Origin of the sequence: Vibrio sp. HA2012 (genome assembly GCF_002812955.1) — a bacterium.
GTDB lineage: Bacteria > Pseudomonadota > Gammaproteobacteria > Enterobacterales > Vibrionaceae > Vibrio.
Genome location: NZ_PFXK01000012.1, coordinates 1 through 18,354, shown reverse-complemented (window position 1 = coordinate 18,354; position 18,354 = coordinate 1). Strand labels below are relative to the sequence as shown.

At 45.0% G+C, this 18,354-nt stretch carries 15 protein-coding genes, 1 rRNA gene and 1 other annotated feature; of the genes, 9 read left to right on the top strand and 7 right to left on the bottom strand.

All coding sequences use genetic code 11. From position 1 onward, the window contains the following. The first annotated feature begins 49 nt into the window (after positions 1-49). The 3 genes from ribF to lspA all read left to right on the top strand — a co-directional run bounded on the left by ribF (position 50) and on the right by lspA (position 4,401). Complete coding sequence (gene ribF, locus CSW98_RS16685; protein WP_100801613.1) at positions 50-985, top strand: bifunctional riboflavin kinase/FAD synthetase; 936 nt, start codon at positions 50-52, stop codon at positions 983-985. A 63-nt stretch (positions 986-1,048) separates the two neighbouring features. Further along, positions 1,049-3,880 carry an isoleucine--tRNA ligase gene (gene ileS, locus CSW98_RS16680; protein ID WP_100801612.1) on the top strand — a complete coding sequence of 944 codons (2,832 nt, stop codon included), beginning with the start codon at positions 1,049-1,051 and terminating at the stop codon, positions 3,878-3,880. Positions 3,881-3,894: 14 nt separating this feature from the next. After that, on the top strand, positions 3,895-4,401 hold the full coding sequence (gene lspA / locus CSW98_RS16675) for a signal peptidase II (protein ID WP_232733546.1): 507 nt from the start codon (positions 3,895-3,897) through the stop codon (positions 4,399-4,401). A 96-nt stretch (positions 4,402-4,497) separates the two neighbouring features. Here the strand turns inward: lspA and CSW98_RS16670 are convergent, their stop codons facing one another. From CSW98_RS16670 to ettA, 3 genes are all read right to left on the bottom strand, one after another. After that, positions 4,498-4,773: a type II toxin-antitoxin system RelB/DinJ family antitoxin gene (locus CSW98_RS16670; protein ID WP_157810403.1), complete on the bottom strand. Its 276-nt coding sequence runs from the start codon at positions 4,771-4,773 to the stop codon at positions 4,498-4,500. 221 nt (positions 4,774-4,994) lie between these two features. Continuing rightward, positions 4,995-5,375, bottom strand: coding sequence for a PilZ domain-containing protein (locus tag CSW98_RS16665; protein WP_100801609.1), 381 nt, complete (start codon positions 5,373-5,375; stop codon positions 4,995-4,997). A 131-nt stretch (positions 5,376-5,506) separates the two neighbouring features. Next, on the bottom strand, positions 5,507-7,174 hold the full coding sequence (ettA, locus tag CSW98_RS16660) for an energy-dependent translational throttle protein EttA (RefSeq protein ID WP_100801608.1): 1,668 nt from the start codon (positions 7,172-7,174) through the stop codon (positions 5,507-5,509). Positions 7,175-7,419: 245 nt separating this feature from the next. On the opposite strand from ettA, the gene CSW98_RS16655 reads away from it, so the two are divergent. Then, complete coding sequence (locus tag CSW98_RS16655) at positions 7,420-9,348, top strand: transglycosylase SLT domain-containing protein (protein ID WP_100801607.1); 1,929 nt, start codon at positions 7,420-7,422, stop codon at positions 9,346-9,348. Positions 9,349-9,454: 106 nt separating this feature from the next. Beyond that, complete coding sequence (gene trpR / locus CSW98_RS16650; RefSeq protein WP_100801606.1) at positions 9,455-9,769, top strand: trp operon repressor; 315 nt, start codon at positions 9,455-9,457, stop codon at positions 9,767-9,769. Positions 9,770-9,861: 92 nt separating this feature from the next. Here trpR and yjjX read toward each other — a convergent pair whose 3' ends face one another. The 4 genes from yjjX to bamD form a co-directional block, all read right to left on the bottom strand. Continuing rightward, the gene (gene yjjX, locus CSW98_RS16645) at positions 9,862-10,389 is read right to left on the bottom strand and encodes an inosine/xanthosine triphosphatase (protein ID WP_100801605.1); all 528 of its coding nucleotides are present in this window, start codon (positions 10,387-10,389) and stop codon (positions 9,862-9,864) included. Next, on the bottom strand, positions 10,389-11,573 hold the full coding sequence (gene pheA, locus CSW98_RS16640) for a prephenate dehydratase (protein WP_100801604.1): 1,185 nt from the start codon (positions 11,571-11,573) through the stop codon (positions 10,389-10,391). Before pheA ends, yjjX begins: the two co-directional genes overlap by 1 nt. Before the next feature lie 15 nt (positions 11,574-11,588). Next, positions 11,589-11,710, bottom strand: a sequence feature (Phe leader region). Between the two features lie 125 nt (positions 11,711-11,835). Beyond that, positions 11,836-12,168, bottom strand: coding sequence for a ribosome hibernation-promoting factor, HPF/YfiA family (gene hpf, locus CSW98_RS16635; RefSeq protein WP_100801603.1), 333 nt, complete (start codon positions 12,166-12,168; stop codon positions 11,836-11,838). A gap of 360 nt (positions 12,169-12,528) precedes the next feature. Then, positions 12,529-13,257 carry an outer membrane protein assembly factor BamD gene (gene bamD, locus CSW98_RS16630; protein ID WP_100801602.1) on the bottom strand — a complete coding sequence of 243 codons (729 nt, stop codon included), beginning with the start codon at positions 13,255-13,257 and terminating at the stop codon, positions 12,529-12,531. Positions 13,258-13,392: 135 nt separating this feature from the next. Here bamD and rluD point away from each other — a divergent pair, with 135 nt between their 5' ends. The 4 genes from rluD to CSW98_RS16610 form a co-directional block, all read left to right on the top strand. After that, the gene (gene rluD / locus CSW98_RS16625) at positions 13,393-14,367 is read left to right on the top strand and encodes a 23S rRNA pseudouridine(1911/1915/1917) synthase RluD (RefSeq protein WP_100801601.1); all 975 of its coding nucleotides are present in this window, start codon (positions 13,393-13,395) and stop codon (positions 14,365-14,367) included. A gap of 1 nt (position 14,368) precedes the next feature. Continuing rightward, positions 14,369-15,094: a peptidoglycan editing factor PgeF gene (gene pgeF / locus CSW98_RS16620; protein WP_100801640.1), complete on the top strand. Its 726-nt coding sequence runs from the start codon at positions 14,369-14,371 to the stop codon at positions 15,092-15,094. A gap of 84 nt (positions 15,095-15,178) precedes the next feature. Then, positions 15,179-17,767, top strand: a complete 2,589-nt coding sequence (gene clpB, locus CSW98_RS16615) for an ATP-dependent chaperone ClpB (protein WP_100801600.1) — start codon at positions 15,179-15,181, stop codon at positions 17,765-17,767. Positions 17,768-18,245: 478 nt separating this feature from the next. Further along, positions 18,246-18,354, top strand: a 16S ribosomal RNA gene (locus CSW98_RS16610); the annotation flags it as partial.

The window sequence follows — 18,354 nt, the reverse complement described above, 5'->3', positions numbered from 1 at the left end:
GGTTTCACACTAAGCATAATAAACAGAGTTGAGTTCATAGCTGGTTCAAATGGAACTGATTCGTGGTATTCACAATATAAAGCCAAAGCACTATGGATGCGTTCTGACGATAGGCAATTTCGATGGTGTGCATCTTGGGCATCAGCAGGTGTTAAAACAAGTTGCAGAAAAAGCACAGGTGATGGGTTTCCCCTCGGTTGCCTTAACTTTCGAGCCACAGCCGCTGGAGTTGTTTGCCGGAGATAAAGCGCCTGCACGTCTGACCCGGTTACGGGATAAGTATGTTCAGTTGCGTAAATTACAGATAGATCGTCTATTGTGTATCAACTTTAACCGGCATTTTGCTGATATATCGGCTCATGATTTTATTCGAGACTTGCTGGTCGATCGTCTGGGTGTTAAGTTTCTGGTTGTCGGTGACGATTTCTGTTTCGGCAGGAACCGGGTCGGCAATTTTACCATGCTCAAAGAAGCGGGTGATAAGTACGGTTTTGAAGTCGTGAGTACCCATAGTTTTTGTGTGCGGGAGCAAAGGGTTAGCAGTACTGCTATCCGGGAGGCTCTGGCTGCAGACGAACTGGGGGAAGCGGAAAGGATGCTGGGACGAACTTACAGTATCAATGGCCGTGTATCGCATGGTCGTAAGCTGGGTCGGACTATTGGTTTTCCTACAGCCAATATTCCCCTGAAGCGATGTGTATCGCCGGTATCTGGTGTTTATGTTGTGCAGGTGCATGGTCTGGAAAATGGTCCTTTTGGTGGTGTTGCTAATATCGGACAGAGGCCAACAGTGAATGGTATTCGTCAACAACTGGAAGTGCATCTGTTTGACTTTAAAGCTGACCTGTATGGTCGACAGCTTGAAGTCGCTCTGCTGAAAAAACTGCGTGATGAAAAACGTTTCGAATCGTTCGAAATGCTGAAACAACAAATTGAATTGGATGCTGAGGCGGCAAGGGTGTGGCTGCATCAGCTCAAGCGCTGAGTGGCTGTTCCTCCACTTGGTATAATGTCTAACTTTCGCCCAATATAACGGAATTAAGAATCAATGACAGACTACAAAGATACCCTGAACTTACCTGAAACAGGGTTTCCGATGCGTGGTAATCTGGCTAATCGTGAGCCGGATATGCTGAAGCGTTGGTACAAAGAAGATCTTTATGGAGAGATCCGTAAAGCGAAGAAAGGCAAAAAATCTTTCGTACTGCACGATGGCCCTCCATATGCCAATGGTGATATTCACATTGGTCACGCACTGAACAAGATTCTTAAAGACATTATTATCAAATCCAAAACACTTTCCGGTTATGACGCACCTTATATTCCTGGCTGGGACTGTCATGGTCTGCCTATTGAACTGATGGTAGAAAAGAAAGTCGGTAAGCCGGGACAAAAAGTCACTGCCGCAGAATTTCGCGAGAAGTGCCGTGAATATGCTGCCGGACAGGTTGAAGGCCAGAAAGAAAGCTTTAAGCGTTTGGGAATTCTTGGTGAATGGGATAAGCCATATCGCACCATGGATTTTGCGACTGAAGCTAATATTATTCGTGCTCTGGGTAAAATTGCTGATCAAGGGCATCTGCATAAAGGATTTAAACCGGTTCACTGGTGTACGGACTGTGGTTCTGCGCTGGCTGAAGCCGAAGTTGAGTATAAAGACAAAATTTCTCCGTCAATTGACGTAAGGTTTGCGGCAGTAGATGAAGCAGCTCTGCTGAAGAAATTTACTCTGGCAGGAGAACATCACGGCGAAGGGGAAGTATCCATTGTTATTTGGACCACAACCCCTTGGACACTGCCGGCAAACCGGGCAGTAGCTGTACGCGCTGATCTTGAATATGTACTGATTCAGCTTGAAGGTGAGAAGAAAGAACGCCTGATAGTTGCTTCTGAACTGGCAAAAGATGTGATGGATCGTGTCGGAATCGAACATTTCCATAATCTTGGCTTCTGTAAAGGTGCGGATCTGGAGCTGATCCGCTTTAAACACCCATTCTATGCTTTTGATGTTCCGGCAATTCTTGGTGATCATGTCACAACAGATTCTGGTACAGGTGTCGTACACACTGCTCCAGGTCATGGTCAGGAAGACTTTGCTGTTGGTCAGCAGTATGGTCTTGAAGTCGCTAACCCTGTGGGTTCTAACGGTGTTTTTCTGCCGGATACTGAACTGTTTGCCGGTCAGCATGTATTTAAAGCGAACGATTCAGTACTTGAGGTATTGAAAGAACGCGGTGCTTTACTGCATCACCATGCTTATGAGCACAGTTATCCACACTGCTGGCGTCATAAGACTCCTATTATTTTCCGTGCCACACCTCAGTGGTTTGTTTCTATGGATCAGGCAGGTTTGCGTAAGCAAGCATTGGAAGCTATCAAAGGTGTTCAGTGGATGCCTGACTGGGGTCAGAGCCGTATTGAAGGTATGATCGAAGGTCGTCCTGAGTGGTGCATTTCCCGTCAGCGCACCTGGGGTGTACCTATTGCGCTGTTTGTACATAAAGAAACGTCTGAGTTGCATCCGAATAGTCCTGAGTTGATTGAAAAAGTTGCTAATCTGGTAGAAGAAAAAGGCATCCAGGCCTGGTGGGACATCGACCCTGCAGAGCTAATGAGTGAAGAAGACGCTCAGAATTATGAAAAGGTATTGGATACTCTGGATGTATGGTTTGACTCTGGTGTGACTCACTACGCTGTCGTGGATAGTCGTGAGGAGTTTAACGGCAACAGTGCTGATATGTATCTGGAGGGTTCAGACCAGCACCGGGGTTGGTTCCAGTCTTCATTGATTTCTTCCATCGCAATGAAAGGTGAAGCACCTTATAAGCAAGTATTGACTCACGGCTTTGTTGTGGATGGTCAGGGACGTAAAATGTCCAAGTCTATCGGTAACGTAGTTGCTCCGAAAGATGTAACTAACAAGCTTGGCGCTGACATTCTGCGTCTTTGGGTATCGTCAACGGATTACACCGGTGAAGTGGCAGTATCTGATGAAATCCTGAAGCGTTCTGCCGATGCTTATCGTCGTATCCGCAATACGGCACGTTTCTTCCTAGCTAACCTGAACGGATTTAATCCGGAAACGGATTTGGTACCAAGAGAGGAAATGGTGGCGTTGGATCGTTGGGCTGTCGGTCGCGCACTGGCAGCACAGGAAGAGATCATTAAAGCATACGATGAATATAATACCCATGCAGTTACTCAGCGACTGATGCAGTTCTGTTCTATCGAGATGGGGTCTTTCTATCTGGATGTAATTAAAGATCGTCAATATACCGCTAAACGTGGTGGTCATGCTCAGCGTAGTTGTCAGACTGCATTGTACTATATCGTGGAAGCTCTTGTGCGCTGGATGGCACCTATTATGTCATTTACTGCAGATGAAATCTGGAATGAGATGCCGGGTGAACGTGCTAAGTTTGTATTTACGGAAGAGTGGTTCGATGGTCTGTTTGGTCTTGCTGAAGGTGAAGAGCTGAACAATGCATTCTGGAGTGAGATTCAGGATGTGCGTGGTGCGGTGAATAAACTGCTGGAAGCTGCACGTAGTGAGAAGGTTATCGGTGGTGCACTTCAGGCAGAAGTGACTTTGTATGCTGATACCACTTTGGCTGAGAAACTGAATAAGCTGGAAGATGAATTGCGTTTTGTGCTGTTGACTTCAAAAGCAGAAGTGAAGCCTCTGTCAGATAAGTCAGACGTAGCTAATGCAACAGACATTGAAGGTTTGTTTGTGACAGTGAAAGCCTCTGAAGCTGAGAAATGTGACCGTTGCTGGCATCATGTGGCCGACGTAGGTACTATTTCTGGTCATGAGAAAATTTGTGGCCGTTGTGTGTCTAATGTCGAAGGTGAAGGCGAGCAACGCCGCTTTGCGTAATGGCTGAATCAGACGTGAGCGAAAACAGAAGCGCAGTGTCGCATTCCGGGATCCGCTGGCTTTGGCTGGCGGCTCTGATCTTTCTGGCTGATATCGGAATCAAATTTTTGGTTCTCGATCATATCGGTTATGGCTGGGAGCACCGTGTCGAGGTGCTGCCTTTCTTTAACCTGTTGCATGTTCATAATTATGGTGCGGCATTTAGCTTTCTTGGCGATCAGGCCGGGTGGCAGCGTTGGTTCTTTACCGGAATTGCCGTATTTGTCTGCCTGATGCTGGTGCGCTGGATGAGTAAGCTTCCGGTCACAGAAAAATGGAATAACAGCGCTTATTCATTGATTATTGGTGGTGCTGTCGGAAATTTGTTTGACCGTCTGGTGCATGGTTTTGTCGTGGACTATCTGGATGTATTCTGGGGGAATTATCACTGGCCGGCATTTAATCTGGCTGATTCAGCGATTTGTATCGGGGCTGCCATGATTATTCTGGACAGCTTTCGTTCGGGCAAGTCTGCATCCTAAAAAGGTTATTGATACAGTAAAAGGGCTCTGTTGATTAATACAGAGCCCTTTTTTGTGTCTGATTGTACGAGGAGAGCGGGAATGGTTTCAGCAGGATCAGATACCCATCATTTCGTTAAAGAAGCGATTTTTATATTTAGGATCTTTCTCTGCTTCATTGCCTTTGAGAGCGGGGTCTTTTCCTGTATTACCAAACATTGTATTGGCCAGCATCATTGCTTTAATATCAAAAGGAATATCTCCTCTTGCCGCAACAGATTTAGTAAACAGAGCCAATGCTTCTTTTGGGCTCAGGCCAGCGTCTTCACACACTTGTGCAAAAGCTTCTTTGGTTTTTTGATCTACCGGGCTCAGGTTGACGTTATAGCTCATGGTGCTTCTCCTCAGATACTCTCTTACCAGCATAATTGTACTGCTTTGTGGATAAAACGCCATACTCATTATTGAGAAATAAATCAATTACAAACTTGTCTTGTTTTTGAGAATTATGAAATTATTTATTTAATAGAGGATTAGCTTTGTTTTAAAGTGAAAGCTCTATTGATAAATGTAAAAATAAATAACGTAACTTTGATCTTGCTCCGAATATTTCTTTATAGAGTGGGGTCATCATCACCAAGCTCAGAAAGTTGTTCCATCTCTCTGTAGAGCAGAGCTTCATCACCAGTATTGAGTTCAACCAGCCGTTTTAGGTGACTGATGCTGTCAATATCAATGTTATAAATGCTGGTGCGCATGAGTGTCGGAGAGATATCAATGATTTTGGCGGTGAGAGAAATAATAATATCGCTCTCTGGAAGGTGAAAAAAGACATCTGCGGGTAATTCCGGGTTTAATGGATTGTCTTTTGCTGAAGTCAGCAGCATACCGTGAAGTGATAAATCTTGAATGGCGCAACTGAATTTAACCTCTCCCTGGCGCAGCTCTGCCGGAGCCTGATATAGGATGCGTGAAAAGCGGCGTCTTTCTGTCATAGGTTATCTCCGTATGTAATACTTTCTGAACAGCCAAATGAGTGATATCGGTATGACTGAGTATAATACTAAATGAAAAGGCTGCTTAAAAAGCAGCCTTGAGTATCATTTAATTCAATCAATACAGCAAATTATTTTGCAATACGCTTGTATTTGATACGATGTGGTTCTGCTGCCTGAGCCCCAAGCGTTTGTTTTAGCCACTCGGTATATTCAGTATAGTTACCTTCATAGAAGTTCACCTGACCTTCATCTCGGTAATCAAGAATATGCGTAGCAATACGATCAAGGAACCAGCGGTCGTGCGAAATGACCATAGCACAACCTGGGAATTCAAGCAGAGCTTCTTCCAGTGCCCGCAGGGTTTCCACATCCAGATCATTGGTCGGTTCATCGAGAAGCAGTACGTTCCCGCCCGCTTTCAGCAGTTTTGCCAGATGCACCCGGTTACGTTCACCACCGGAAAGCTCACCGATAACTTTTTGTTGATCCACACCTTTAAAGTTAAAACGTGAGCAATAAGCCCGAGCCGGAACTTCGAAGTTGTTAATACGAATAATATCCGCGCCTTCAGAAATCTCCTGAAATACGGTTTTGTTATCATCCATACTGTCACGGAACTGATCCACCGAGGAGAGTTTGACCGTATCCCCCAGTTCTATCGTTCCTGAATCCGGTAGCTCAGTACCACTCAACATCTTGAACAGGGTTGACTTACCTGCCCCGTTGGCACCGATAATACCGACAATTGCACCTTTAGGCATACTAAATGAGAGGTTATCAATCAGAACGCGATCACCGAACGATTTAGTCAGATTATTGACTTCGATAACCTTGTCACCCAAACGTTCACCCGGTGGGATAAACAGTTCATTAGTTTCGTTACGTTTTTGATGCTCAGTATTGTTCAGCTCTTCAAAACGGGCCATACGTGCTTTAGATTTTGCCTGGCGACCTTTTGGATTCTGACGAACCCACTCCAGCTCCTTCTCAATTGTTTTCTGGCGGGCTTTTTCCTGAGCGGCTTCTTGTTTCAGACGGGCATCTTTCTGTTCCAGCCAGGATGTGTAGTTACCCTGCCACGGAATACCTTCACCCCGGTCAAGTTCAAGGATCCATCCTGCGGCATTATCCAGGAAGTAACGGTCGTGGGTAATGGCCACTACTGTACCACTGTAATCGACCAGGAAGCGTTCCAGCCAGCCGACGGATTCTGCATCCAGGTGGTTGGTTGGTTCATCCAGCAGCAGCATATCCGGTTTTTCCAGTAGCAGACGGCAGATAGCAACACGACGGCGTTCACCACCAGAAAGGTTAGCGATTTTAGCGTCCCATTCTGGCAGGCGAAGTGCGTCAGCAGCCCGCTCCAGTGCATTATCCAGATTATGCCCGTCTTTTGTCTGAATCAGGGCTTCCAGTTCACCCTGTTCTTTGGCCAGTGCGTCAAAATCAGCATCAGGTTCGGCATAAGCAGCATAGACGGCATCCAGACGTTTTAATGCTCCAGCAACGTCAGCAACGGCTTCTTCTACCACTTCACGGACGGTTTTGGACTCATCTAGAACGGGTTCCTGCGGCAGATAGCCAACGTTTAACCCCGGTTGTGGACGGGCTTCGCCGTCTATATCAGTGTCTATTCCCGCCATAATGCGCAGCAGGGTCGATTTACCTGCACCGTTAAGGCCGAGTACGCCTATTTTTGCACCGGGGAAGAAGCTAAGAGAGATATCCTTCAGAATTTGACGCTTGGGTGGAACGATTTTGCTCACCCGCGACATGGTATAAACGTATTCAGCCATTGCCGATTAAACCTACTATCAAATAAAAATTAGACTGTATTTTATATCGGGCCTGTTACCGATTTCAAATCAGAAAGTGTATTAACCATGGTTCTGTGATGCAGAAAAAATATTTGTTGTTGATTCACTTTCTTTGCGGATATTCTCATTTTTTTCATTTCTGGGTCAGACTTCCTCTGCGTATTAGGCTAGTATGAAATTTGGTGATTTTTACCCCGAAAGATGAATCAGGAAGATTTAAACAGATGCATAAGTTGAAAAAACTTGTTTCTGCTGTTTGGCCTTTACTGGCTTTTTCTTCTGGTGCCTATGCGGCACCAGCGTCTCTTGCACAGCAGCGAGTTATATACCAGCAGGCACAAAGTTATTTGGATAATAAGCAAGTAGATGAGTATCTGGAGATCCGTGAGAAAATAGCGGATTATCCGTTGACTCCGTATGTTGATTACCGGACTTTTTTGCTGGATATTGATAAGCGAACACCGAAAGAGGTGGACCAGTTTACTGAGCTGCACCGATCATTTCCTTTTGTTAATGATATCCGGGCAGCTTATTTGGATGCTCTGATAAAAAAAGGACACTGGGAAACCTTTTACCGCTACCAGACCGATGAACCTAAGATGGAGAAGTATCGCTGCAGCTATTATTATGCTCAGTTAAAAAATGGTCAGTCTGATAAGGCATTTGCCGGTGCAGAGAAACTCTGGCTGAAAGGCGATAGTATCTCCAGCAATTGTGACCCATTATTTGAAGCTTGGGAGCAGGCTGGGTTGCGAACCGATGAGCTGGTTCTGCGGAGAATGTTGCTGACGTTCGATAATCGCAGCAGTGCTCTGCTTTCTTATCTTGCGGGCATGACTCAGAGCGAGAAAAGTCGGTATCAGGCAAAAGAGCTGAAATATATGTCGGCACATCCTGCTTATGTTGAGGTTTTTGCTCAGGTCAACCCACCTTCAGAATTCAATCGTAAGCAGTCTGGTATTGCTTTGAAGCATCTAGCCAGAAAGGATGTTAATCAGGCGCATGCTCTACTGGATATTGTTTTTAAATCCCAGCAGTTTTCCGCTACTCATGCACAGAAAGTCTCTGAATATCTGGCAGTACGTTTAATGGATACTGATGAAACAGGACTAGCTGACTGGCGAGATAAGATTCTGGTAAAGAGTCGATCGGTATCAGCTCTGGAATCACGTATTCGTCTGGCGATCAGGGAAGGAGACTGGTCGGGAACCCGGAATTGGATCCAGCTTTTACCGTTGGACAGCCAGAAAAATTTGTGTTGGCAATATTGGCTTGGCCGGGCAGATCTATCTTTGGGTGAGAGACAGAAGGGTATAGAGCGCTTACAGTCCATTCTGGGTGAACGTAATTTCTACAGTGTTGCTGCAGCTAAGTCACTGGACAGGCCAGTGTTTTATCAGACGCGAAAAACATATGCTGATATTCATATCCTTGAACCCTATAGCCGTAGTCTGGAGCGGATTGAGGAGATGATTGAGCTGGATAAGATTCACGCTGCTAAACGTGAATGGAATTGGCTGCTCTGGATGGTCAGTGAGCCAGAGAAAAAGGCTATGGCTCTCTATGCAGCTGAGAAAGGATGGCATCATCTGACGGTCAAGGCCACTATTGAAGCTAAGATGTGGGATGATACCGCACTTCGTTTTCCTGTTGCGCATCGCTGGTGGTTCAATTTCTACGGGGATAAGCACAACGTCGATCCGATAACCCTAATGTCACTGGCACGGCAGGAAAGCGCGCTGGATGCTCAGGCTCGCTCTCCAGTCGGCGCTAGGGGGATTATGCAGGTAATGCCTCGCACGGCAAAGTATACGGCAAGAAAATACAAACTTCGTTATCAGGGGGCTAATGACTTGTATAACGTAGAGAAAAATATAGAAATCGGAAGTAAGTATCTGAATAGTTTGCTTACCCGTTATGATAATAACCGCATACTGGCTTTTGCTGCGTATAATGCCGGGCCGCACCGGGTAGACAAATGGCAGGAAATAAGTGCAGATAAACTAGACGTGTTTGCCTTTATTGAAGCTATTCCGTTTAAAGAGACCCGGCGTTATGTACAGAATATTCTGATGTTTGAAACCTACTACCGGGATTTGATGGGCGTGGAGGGTGATTTTCTGCACCCTGATGAACTGAAAGCCAGATACTGAGCGGGGTCTGGTGCGCAAAATACGGACGGAAAGGCTACGGAAACTCGCATCTCTAGGGGGCTTGAGTATACAATGCCGGGAAATAAATAGCTGACGAGTACATAGCATGTCTTCTACAAATGAGAATTTAACTCCGGAGTTTTCTGACTGGCAACATTTAATGAAATTAGTCAAGGATGCGGCAGTCAGAGATCAGCATGAAATGTTGCTGACTATGATGATGACGGCAGATGAACGTGATGCTCTGGTTGCTAGGGTTAATATTCTGAACGAACTGCTGAAAGGTGAAATTTCTCAGCGTCAGATCAGTCAGATGTTAGGGGTTGGTGTTGCGACGATTACCCGGGGATCGAATGAACTGAAAAGTCATTCGGAGGAAGAAAAACAGAGTCTGCTGGCTTTACTGTGTGCGAATAAGTAGGTGTCTGAGATGAACAGTGGGGTATTTCTGTACAGTCAGCAATACCTCGATGTTCATCTTAGAATCTTGTCTGGAAACGAGTAAACACTGGCTTAAATATTTTCAGGAAAGTGATCCGGGTTCGTAAAAGGGATTAATGCTAGTATCAGCGCCTGATGATAAACAGAGCTACGTGTCAGTATGTGGTTGGTCAGTAATCCGATGGCACCGCCTTTTTGTTTGATATTATCTGTGCCGAATTCTTCATCCATCACATCACCCAGTTCTTTTCCCCTATGTACACTTTCCACCACATGTGGAGGAAGCATCAGGCTGGCAGAACGGGATTCTCCTCTGCGTTTTTCTGCTTCAATTACCATCCAGGCAAAAGTGACATTGTGTTCGTTGCCGGCTTCCAGACCGACATAAAACATGGCATCAGGTATTGCCTTTCTTGCATTTCTGACCCGATTTAGTGCCCCTTGTTTAGTTTCTTCATCCGATAAGGGCTGATCCGCAACTTCACTAGGAACACTCACCCCTTCAAAGATGAAGTTTTGTTCAGGAAATACTGCCTGAAATGCACTGGTGACAGCTTTAATTTTTGCCGGGTTCAGAGAGGCAACAATAACTTTTTTCATCAAATAGTACCTGTTTCTACCTGAGTTGGCTGTACATTATCCACAGGGTAGCAGCCTAACACTTTTAGATGGCGAGTTATTTTCGTCAGTTCAGCCAGAGCCTGTTGCATGGGGTCTGAGGTGAGGTGGGCTTCCAGATCTACGTAGAACATCTCTTCCCACGGATTTCCCATAATAGGGCGGTTTTCCAGCTTGGTCATATTGATTCCGTAACGTTGCAGTACCAGCAGAGCTTGTACCAGGGAACCGGCTTCCTGTGATGTTGACATGATTAATGTTGTTTTTGCAGGGATCTGTGAAGAGACTTCTACCGGTTTCCGGGCAACCACGATAAAGCGGGTATAGTTTTCTGTCTGATTAGCAATATTCCCTTGAATAGACTGCAGTCCGTACAGTTTACCACTGGATGCATTTCCTATGGCTGCCACATCGGAACGGTTCAGTTCTTTTACGGTTTTCATTGCATCAGCAGTACTGGCACAACTTTTTAGCGTGACACCTTGCAGGCGGCTGAGAAATTCGCTGCATTGCTGGTGAGGCTGAGGATGAGAATAAAGCGTTTTGATTTCTTCAAGGCGGATATCTGAGTTAGCCAGAATGCAGTGTTCGATATGTTGGGTCAGCTCTCCCACGATATATAACGTAGTATGTTGCAGCAGATCATAAACTTCATTTATCGAACCAGAGCTGGTATTTTCGATGGGTAGAACAGCAAAATCAGCATGACCGGACTCGACCGTCTTTGTGACTTCTTTAAAGTTGTCACAGTTTAGTTCAACCAGTTCCATATTTTTGCGGCCAAAGTATTCCCTGCTGGCAAGATGCGAGTAAGATCCTTTTGAGCCCAGATAGGCAACTCTGGCTAATGGTTTTCTGCTGAGTTCCGGGTTAGCGAGATTTTGCAGATAAGCCTGTTGAAGCAGTACTGAGTCTTCAATAATGGTATGGAAAATCTTGGTAATGTACTGGGCATCCAGTTGGTAACGTTGTTTACCATTTTCAATGAGTTTGACTAACAGTTGCTGTTCCCGCTCAGCATCCCGAACCGGTTTGGATGTCTTTATTTTACTTTTTGCTACTTCAATGCTTAGTGCCCGTCGTTCAGAAAGAAGCTGTAGCAGGTTGTCATCCAGTTCGTTCAGGCGAATACGAATCTCATCCAGAGAATAGTTACTGTCTGTCATAATCTAATTATCCTTATTAAAAAAGCCTCCCGTGGGAGGCTTTCTGTTCGTTTTTGATTTATTTTTCTAAAACGTTTCAGCCCCCAGTTAATTAGGAGATAAAAAAGAAATCAAAACGGAACAGGGAAATCATTTGCATTAGGTTTAGTCCTGTAAAATTACCATCACACAATAAGCAAGGGGGCGGGATGCGTCAAGCAGATCTTTTTGCAAACAAAAATAGCGCCGATTGGCGCTATTTTCTAAATCCTCTCTGTATGAGTTAAACGGCTTCATCCAGCTCTGGCTTATCCAGATGGGTAGCCCGCCGAGCTCCGGGTTTGTGACGCAGTTTATTTAGTTGACGCTCCAGTTTTTGTTCTGTTTCTGTAATAGCGGCGTACAAGTCTTCATGAGTTGCTGAGGCTACCAGTTTTCCTTTAGGAATTGTTACACTTGCTTCGAATTTCTTCTGTCGGTTTGGTTCCTCACTGATGGCGGCCTGACAATCGATAATATCTACCTGCCATTTTTCCAGCTTTTTGAATTTCTCTTCAATGTGCGTACGGATTGCAGAGGTTGTGTCAATATTCTTACCAGTGATACTTACTCTCATAGATGCTCTCCTCTGTTACATCCCTTATGGGTTAACTTCAGACTACCTGACTGAATATAAAAAAATGTGATGGAGATCACTTTGAGGTAACAATAAATCGGGCTGAAATATAAATGTGATCATCTACAAAAACTGTTTTAATTAATTATAAAAAAGCTTGTAGATTGATGGTATTTTGCTACCTTGAAAGAAGGTCAAAGCTAGAAATGTATTGTTTTTAGGGGGGCTTGATCAGCTAGAAATAAAGTGTTGAGTAAATAGTAAACACTTACTTTTTGTGATCTGAGACTTATCTGTATACAGAGTTATAAAAAATGCCGCTTACTTTTGTTTGCGGCATTTTTTATGGTGTTTTTCTGCTTAGTTGTCCGGGTTTAGTCTAATCTGCTGTTGAGTTCGTTCAACGGCATCCTGAAGTCCCAGTTGTTGGTAAGCTTCAAGTTGAATCTTTAGTGATTTCCTTGCTGCGGTCGTATCCGGGTAAGTTTTTTGTAGTTGCTGACAACGGTTAATTGCGGCAATCCAGGCTTCACGGCGCAAGTAGAAGTCTGCTGTTGCCAGATCATAATCGGCTAGCCTGTTTTTTAATGAAAACATTCTCTTGTAAGCATCAGCAGCGTAAGCACTGTTCGGATAGCGTTGCAAAAGTTTCTTGAAATTGCTGAATGCTGAGCGGGCAGGTTCCGGATCCCGGTCTGAGCGATCCATATTAAAGGCTCGGTGCATAAAGCTGGTATCCTGAGCCATATAGCTCAGACCACGCATATATAAGACCCAGTCCATTTTTTCATGTGTCGGATTCAGGCGCTGAAAACGTTCCAGACTTGCCAGCCCTAAAGGTATGTCGTTGTTTTTATAGTAAGCGTAAATCAGATCCAACTGAACCTGTTCCGAATAAGCCCCGAATGGATAGCGGGAGTCCAGTGCTTCAAGCTTTTCTATCGCTGTTGTCCAGTTGCCGCTTTGAAGAGATGACTGTGCTTCTGAATAAAGTTCGGCAGCAGGAATATCTGGAACGATCTCTTCGCTACTGGAACAGCCAAACAATATGGATAAGGTGAGTAAACTCGATAAAGTGCGGTATTTCATGTCGGGAGTTCATTCCTCAGATTAAATAATTTTTGAGCGTCCGTTACTTTTTCAACGGTTACGGATACAATAGCTCGACCACATATTCTTTCATAGAAGTGAGTATTAGTCTCACTGTTTTTAAAAAAGTTCGATATGGCCCAACAGATTGAGTTAACAAATAAAGTAAAAGAGAGCCAGCTTGGCCAGCGATTGGATCAGGCTGTCGCCGAGTTGTTCAGTGATTTTTCCCGCTCTCGTTTAAAAGAGTGGCTATTGGATGGCAAAGTTCAGGTAAACGGTGAGGTTATTACCAAACCGAGAACCAGAGTCATGGGAGGGGAAGAAATTACCGTTCAGGCTGAGCTGGAAGATGAAGAACGCTGGGAAGCGCAGGAGGTTCCTTTAAATATCGTTTATGAAGATGACGATATTATTGTCATTGATAAACCACGGGATCTGGTGGTTCATCCTGGTGCGGGTACACCTGACGGGACGGTGTTAAATGGATTGCTATATCACTATCCGCCGATTGCAGAAGTGCCAAGAGCAGGAATCGTTCATCGTCTGGATAAAGATACGACAGGTCTGATGGTGGTTGCTAAAACGGTTCCGGCTCAGACTCGCTTGGTGCGTGCCCTGCAAAAAAGAGATATTACCCGGGAGTATGAAGCAATAGCCATTGGTACAATGACAGCTGGTGGTAAGGTTGAAAAGCCAATTGGTCGTCATGCAACCAAACGGACACTCATGGCTGTGAATGAAATGGGGAAACCTGCTGTTACTCATTATCGTGTTGCAGAGCATTTTCGCGAACATACAAGAATTCGTCTGCGTCTGGAAACTGGACGGACTCATCAGATCAGAGTCCATATGTCCTATATTCAGCATCCGTTGTTAGGCGATATTGCTTACGGTGGCAGAGCTAGGATTCCAAAAGGTGCTTCGGATGAACTGGCAGAAATGATTCGGAGTTTTGACCGCCAGGCTTTGCACGCTGTAATGCTAAGATTTAATCATCCTATCAGCGGTGAGCCACTGGAGTTTCATGCTCCTGTTCCAGAGGATATGGTCGCAATGGCGGAAGCTTTGCGTGAAGACACTAGGCTGCATAAAGAAGATGACATCTGATATGGATATCATTGTTCCTGGCTGGAAGGTTCCCGGGCATATAAAAGCCATCAGTACGACAAAAGTTGGCGGGATATCACTTCCGCCGTTTGATGGCCTGAATCTGGGGATGCATGTCGGGGATGATCCTAATGTAGTCAAAACCAACCGGGATATGCTGGTAAGATATAACTGCTTACCAGCTACACCTGTATGGTTGGATCAAACGCATTCAACGGTAGTCGCAAGGATCGATACACCTCAAGATGTACCGGTTCAAGCGGATGGTGCCATCTCCTCAGCAGCAAAGGTGGTTTGCTGTGTAATGACAGCAGATTGCTTGCCTATTTTACTCACTGATATTGAAGGCTCTCAGGTAGCGGCTGTGCATGCGGGTTGGCGTGGACTGGCTAACGGGATCATTGAAAACGCCGTTCGTCAGTTTGATAAACCGGTGCTTGCCTGGCTTGGACCCGCGATAGGTGCCAATGCTTTTGAAGTCGGGCATGATGTATTTGAGGCATTTACCAGTCATGATCCTATTGCTGAATGGGCTTTTCGCAGTAAGGGAAACGGTAAGTATCTTGCCGATATGTTTCTGTTAGCAACGCAGCGATTAAAGGCGGCAGGTGTTAAAGACGTTGTTGACAGTGGCCTTTGTACCTATTCGGATCCTAAGCATTTCTACTCATACCGGCGTGAAGGTATCACCGGGCGTCAGGCTTCTCTTATCTGGATCGAAAAATAGATCTTATCCGCACACTTTTCTCTTGAAAATCCTTCGGTCAGTAACCATCTTTCTTTTAACAGAATTATCTCGCCGGAGGTTGTCATGCGTTTAGACAGATTTACCAGTAAATTTCAGTTAGCTATTTCCGATGCTCAGTCTTTGGCTCTCGGGCGTGATCATCAGTATATCGAGCCTGTTCATCTAATGGTCGCATTGCTGAATCAGGATGGCAGTACCATCCGTCCACTGCTAACGATGTTGAACATTGATGTGGTTCAGTTGCGCTCGAAACTGGCTGAAATGCTGGATCGTCTGCCGAAAGTCAGTGGTATCGGTGGTGATGTTCAGTTATCCAGTCATCTGGGGATGCTGTTTAATCTGTGTGATAAAGTTGCCCAGCATAGGAAGGATTCTTATATCTCTTCTGAAATTTTCCTGATAGCAGCTATTGAAGATAAAGGTGATCTGGGCAATCTATTAAGAGAGCAGGGGCTGACAAAAGAGTCTGTTTCTGAAGCAATTGATAAGGTGAGGGGGGGGCAAAAGGTTGATGACCCCAACGCTGAGGAAAAACGTCAAGCTCTGGAAAAATTTACGATTGATCTGACTGAGCGTGCAGAGCAGGGAAAACTGGATCCTGTTATCGGACGTGATGATGAAATTCGACGCACCATTCAGGTGTTGCAGCGCCGGACAAAAAATAATCCGGTTATTATTGGTGAACCAGGAGTTGGTAAAACAGCCATTGTTGAAGGCTTGGCACAGCGTATCATCAATAATGAAGTGCCAGAGGGTTTGAGGGGACGCCGTGTACTGTCTCTGGATATGGGAGCTTTGGTCGCCGGAGCAAAATATCGTGGTGAATTTGAAGAACGTCTGAAATCTGTGTTGAATGAGCTGGCAAAAGAAGAAGGAAATATCATCCTTTTTATTGACGAGCTACATACTATGGTTGGTGCTGGTAAAGGTGAAGGCTCTATGGATGCCGGTAATATGCTTAAACCAGCACTGGCTCGCGGTGAATTACACTGTGTAGGAGCAACAACGCTGGATGAATATCGTCAATATCTTGAAAAAGACGCAGCTCTGGAACGTCGTTTTCAGAAAGTATTGGTAGATGAGCCGACAGTAGAAGATACGGTTGCTATTCTGCGAGGTCTTAAAGAGCGTTATGAGCTGCACCATCATGTAGAGATCACTGATCCGGCTATTGTTGCGGCTGCCAGCTTGTCACATCGTTATATTTCCGACCGGCAGCTCCCGGATAAAGCGATCGATCTGATTGATGAAGCGGCATCCAGTATTCGTCTGCAGATGGATTCTAAGCCCGAATCTATGGACAGACTGGAGCGTAAGATAATTCAACTGAAGATCGAGCAACAGGCTCTGGTTAATTATCATGATGATCCAAGCGTGAAAAGACTGACAGCTCTGAATGATGAACTGAATGAAAAAGAGCGTGAATATGCGGAGCTTGAAGAGGTCTGGAAGGCAGAAAAGGCAGCTCTTTCCGGGACACAACATATAAAGTCTGAGCTGGAACAAGCCCGGTTGGATATGGATGTAGCTCGTAGAGCCGGTGATCTGAATCGGATGTCAGAACTGCAGTATGGCCGGATTCCTGAACTGGAAAAGCAGCTTGATCTGGCTGCTCAGGCTGAAATGCACGAAATGACATTACTGAAAAATCGGGTGACTGATGCTGAAATTGCAGAAGTTCTGTCTAAACAAACAGGAATACCGGTTTCTAAAATGTTGGAAGCTGAAAAAGATAAGCTTCTGAAAATGGAAGAAGTTCTTCATAAACGGGTTATCGGGCAAGAAGAAGCTGTTGAAGTCGTCGCTAATGCGATCCGACGTAGTCGTGCCGGACTTTCGGATCCTAACCGTCCTATTGGCTCTTTCCTTTTCTTAGGTCCGACCGGCGTAGGGAAAACCGAGTTGTGTAAGACACTTGCGACATTCATGTTTGATAGTGAAGATGCCATGGTGCGTATCGATATGTCTGAATTTATGGAAAAACACTCTGTAGCACGTTTGGTTGGGGCTCCTCCTGGCTATGTGGGTTATGAAGAGGGCGGTTATCTGACAGAAGCTGTACGCCGTAAGCCATATTCTGTCATCCTACTGGATGAGGTAGAAAAAGCACACCCGGATGTATTCAATATTCTGTTGCAGGTATTAGATGATGGCCGCCTGACGGACGGACAAGGGAGAACGGTTGACTTTAGAAACTCTGTGGTCATCATGACGTCTAACCTTGGTTCAGCGCGAATTCAGGAAAACTTCATGCATCTTGATTATCAGGGTATCAAACATGAAGTGATGGAAGTTGTGACGAAGCATTTCCGTCCAGAGTTCCTTAACAGGGTTGATGAAACAGTTGTATTCCATCCTTTGGGTAAAGAACACATTCGGTCAATTGCGGCAATTCAACTAAAAAGACTTGCTAGCCGTATGCTGGAACACGGCTATGAGCTGGAAGTTTCGGAAAAAGCACTGGAAGTTATTGCAGAAGTTGGTTTTGATCCTGTTTATGGTGCAAGACCTCTGAAACGTGCAATTCAACACAGTGTCGAAAATCCTCTGGCCAAATCAATATTGGCCGGAGAGGTAACACCAGATAAGAAAGTACAACTGGTCGTCAGTAACGGGAAAATACTGGCGTACCAAAGCAAACTTGAAGGCTAAATACTGAGGGGATCTATGTGTAAAGCCTCTTTTTTAATCGCATTGAGTGTATATTGAGCGCTTAGGTCTTTTTTTTGTATTTTTATAAAAAAAGGGGTTGCCAATGTGATGGGGATCTCTATAACGCCGCCTCACTGACACGGCAGAGCCGACAAGGCCTCAGCGCAGAGTCAGTCAGGACGAAAGCTCTGGTGAAATAAATTTGAAAAAGTGTTTGACACTGACCGTTATCTCGCTAAAATGCACGTCCGCTTTGAGGGAAAGCCTTTAAAGCAAAGTTCTTTAACAATTTAAACCTATCAATCTGTGTGGGCACTCGTTGATGACAATCGAAGATGATTCTAAAGAATCAACTGGATTTCAATGAACTGAGTGACCAAGTTGAATGAGCAATCATTCGAGCACAGTCAATTCAACATTACTTAGCTTTTAATTAAGCAAAAGAATGTAATCAGTATTCATTGAGCCAAAAAACTTTAAATTGAAGAGTTTGATCATGGCTCAGATTGAACGCTGGCGGCAGGCCTAACACATGCAAGTCGAGCGGTAACAGAAAGAAGCTTGCTTCTTTGCTGACGAGCGGCGGA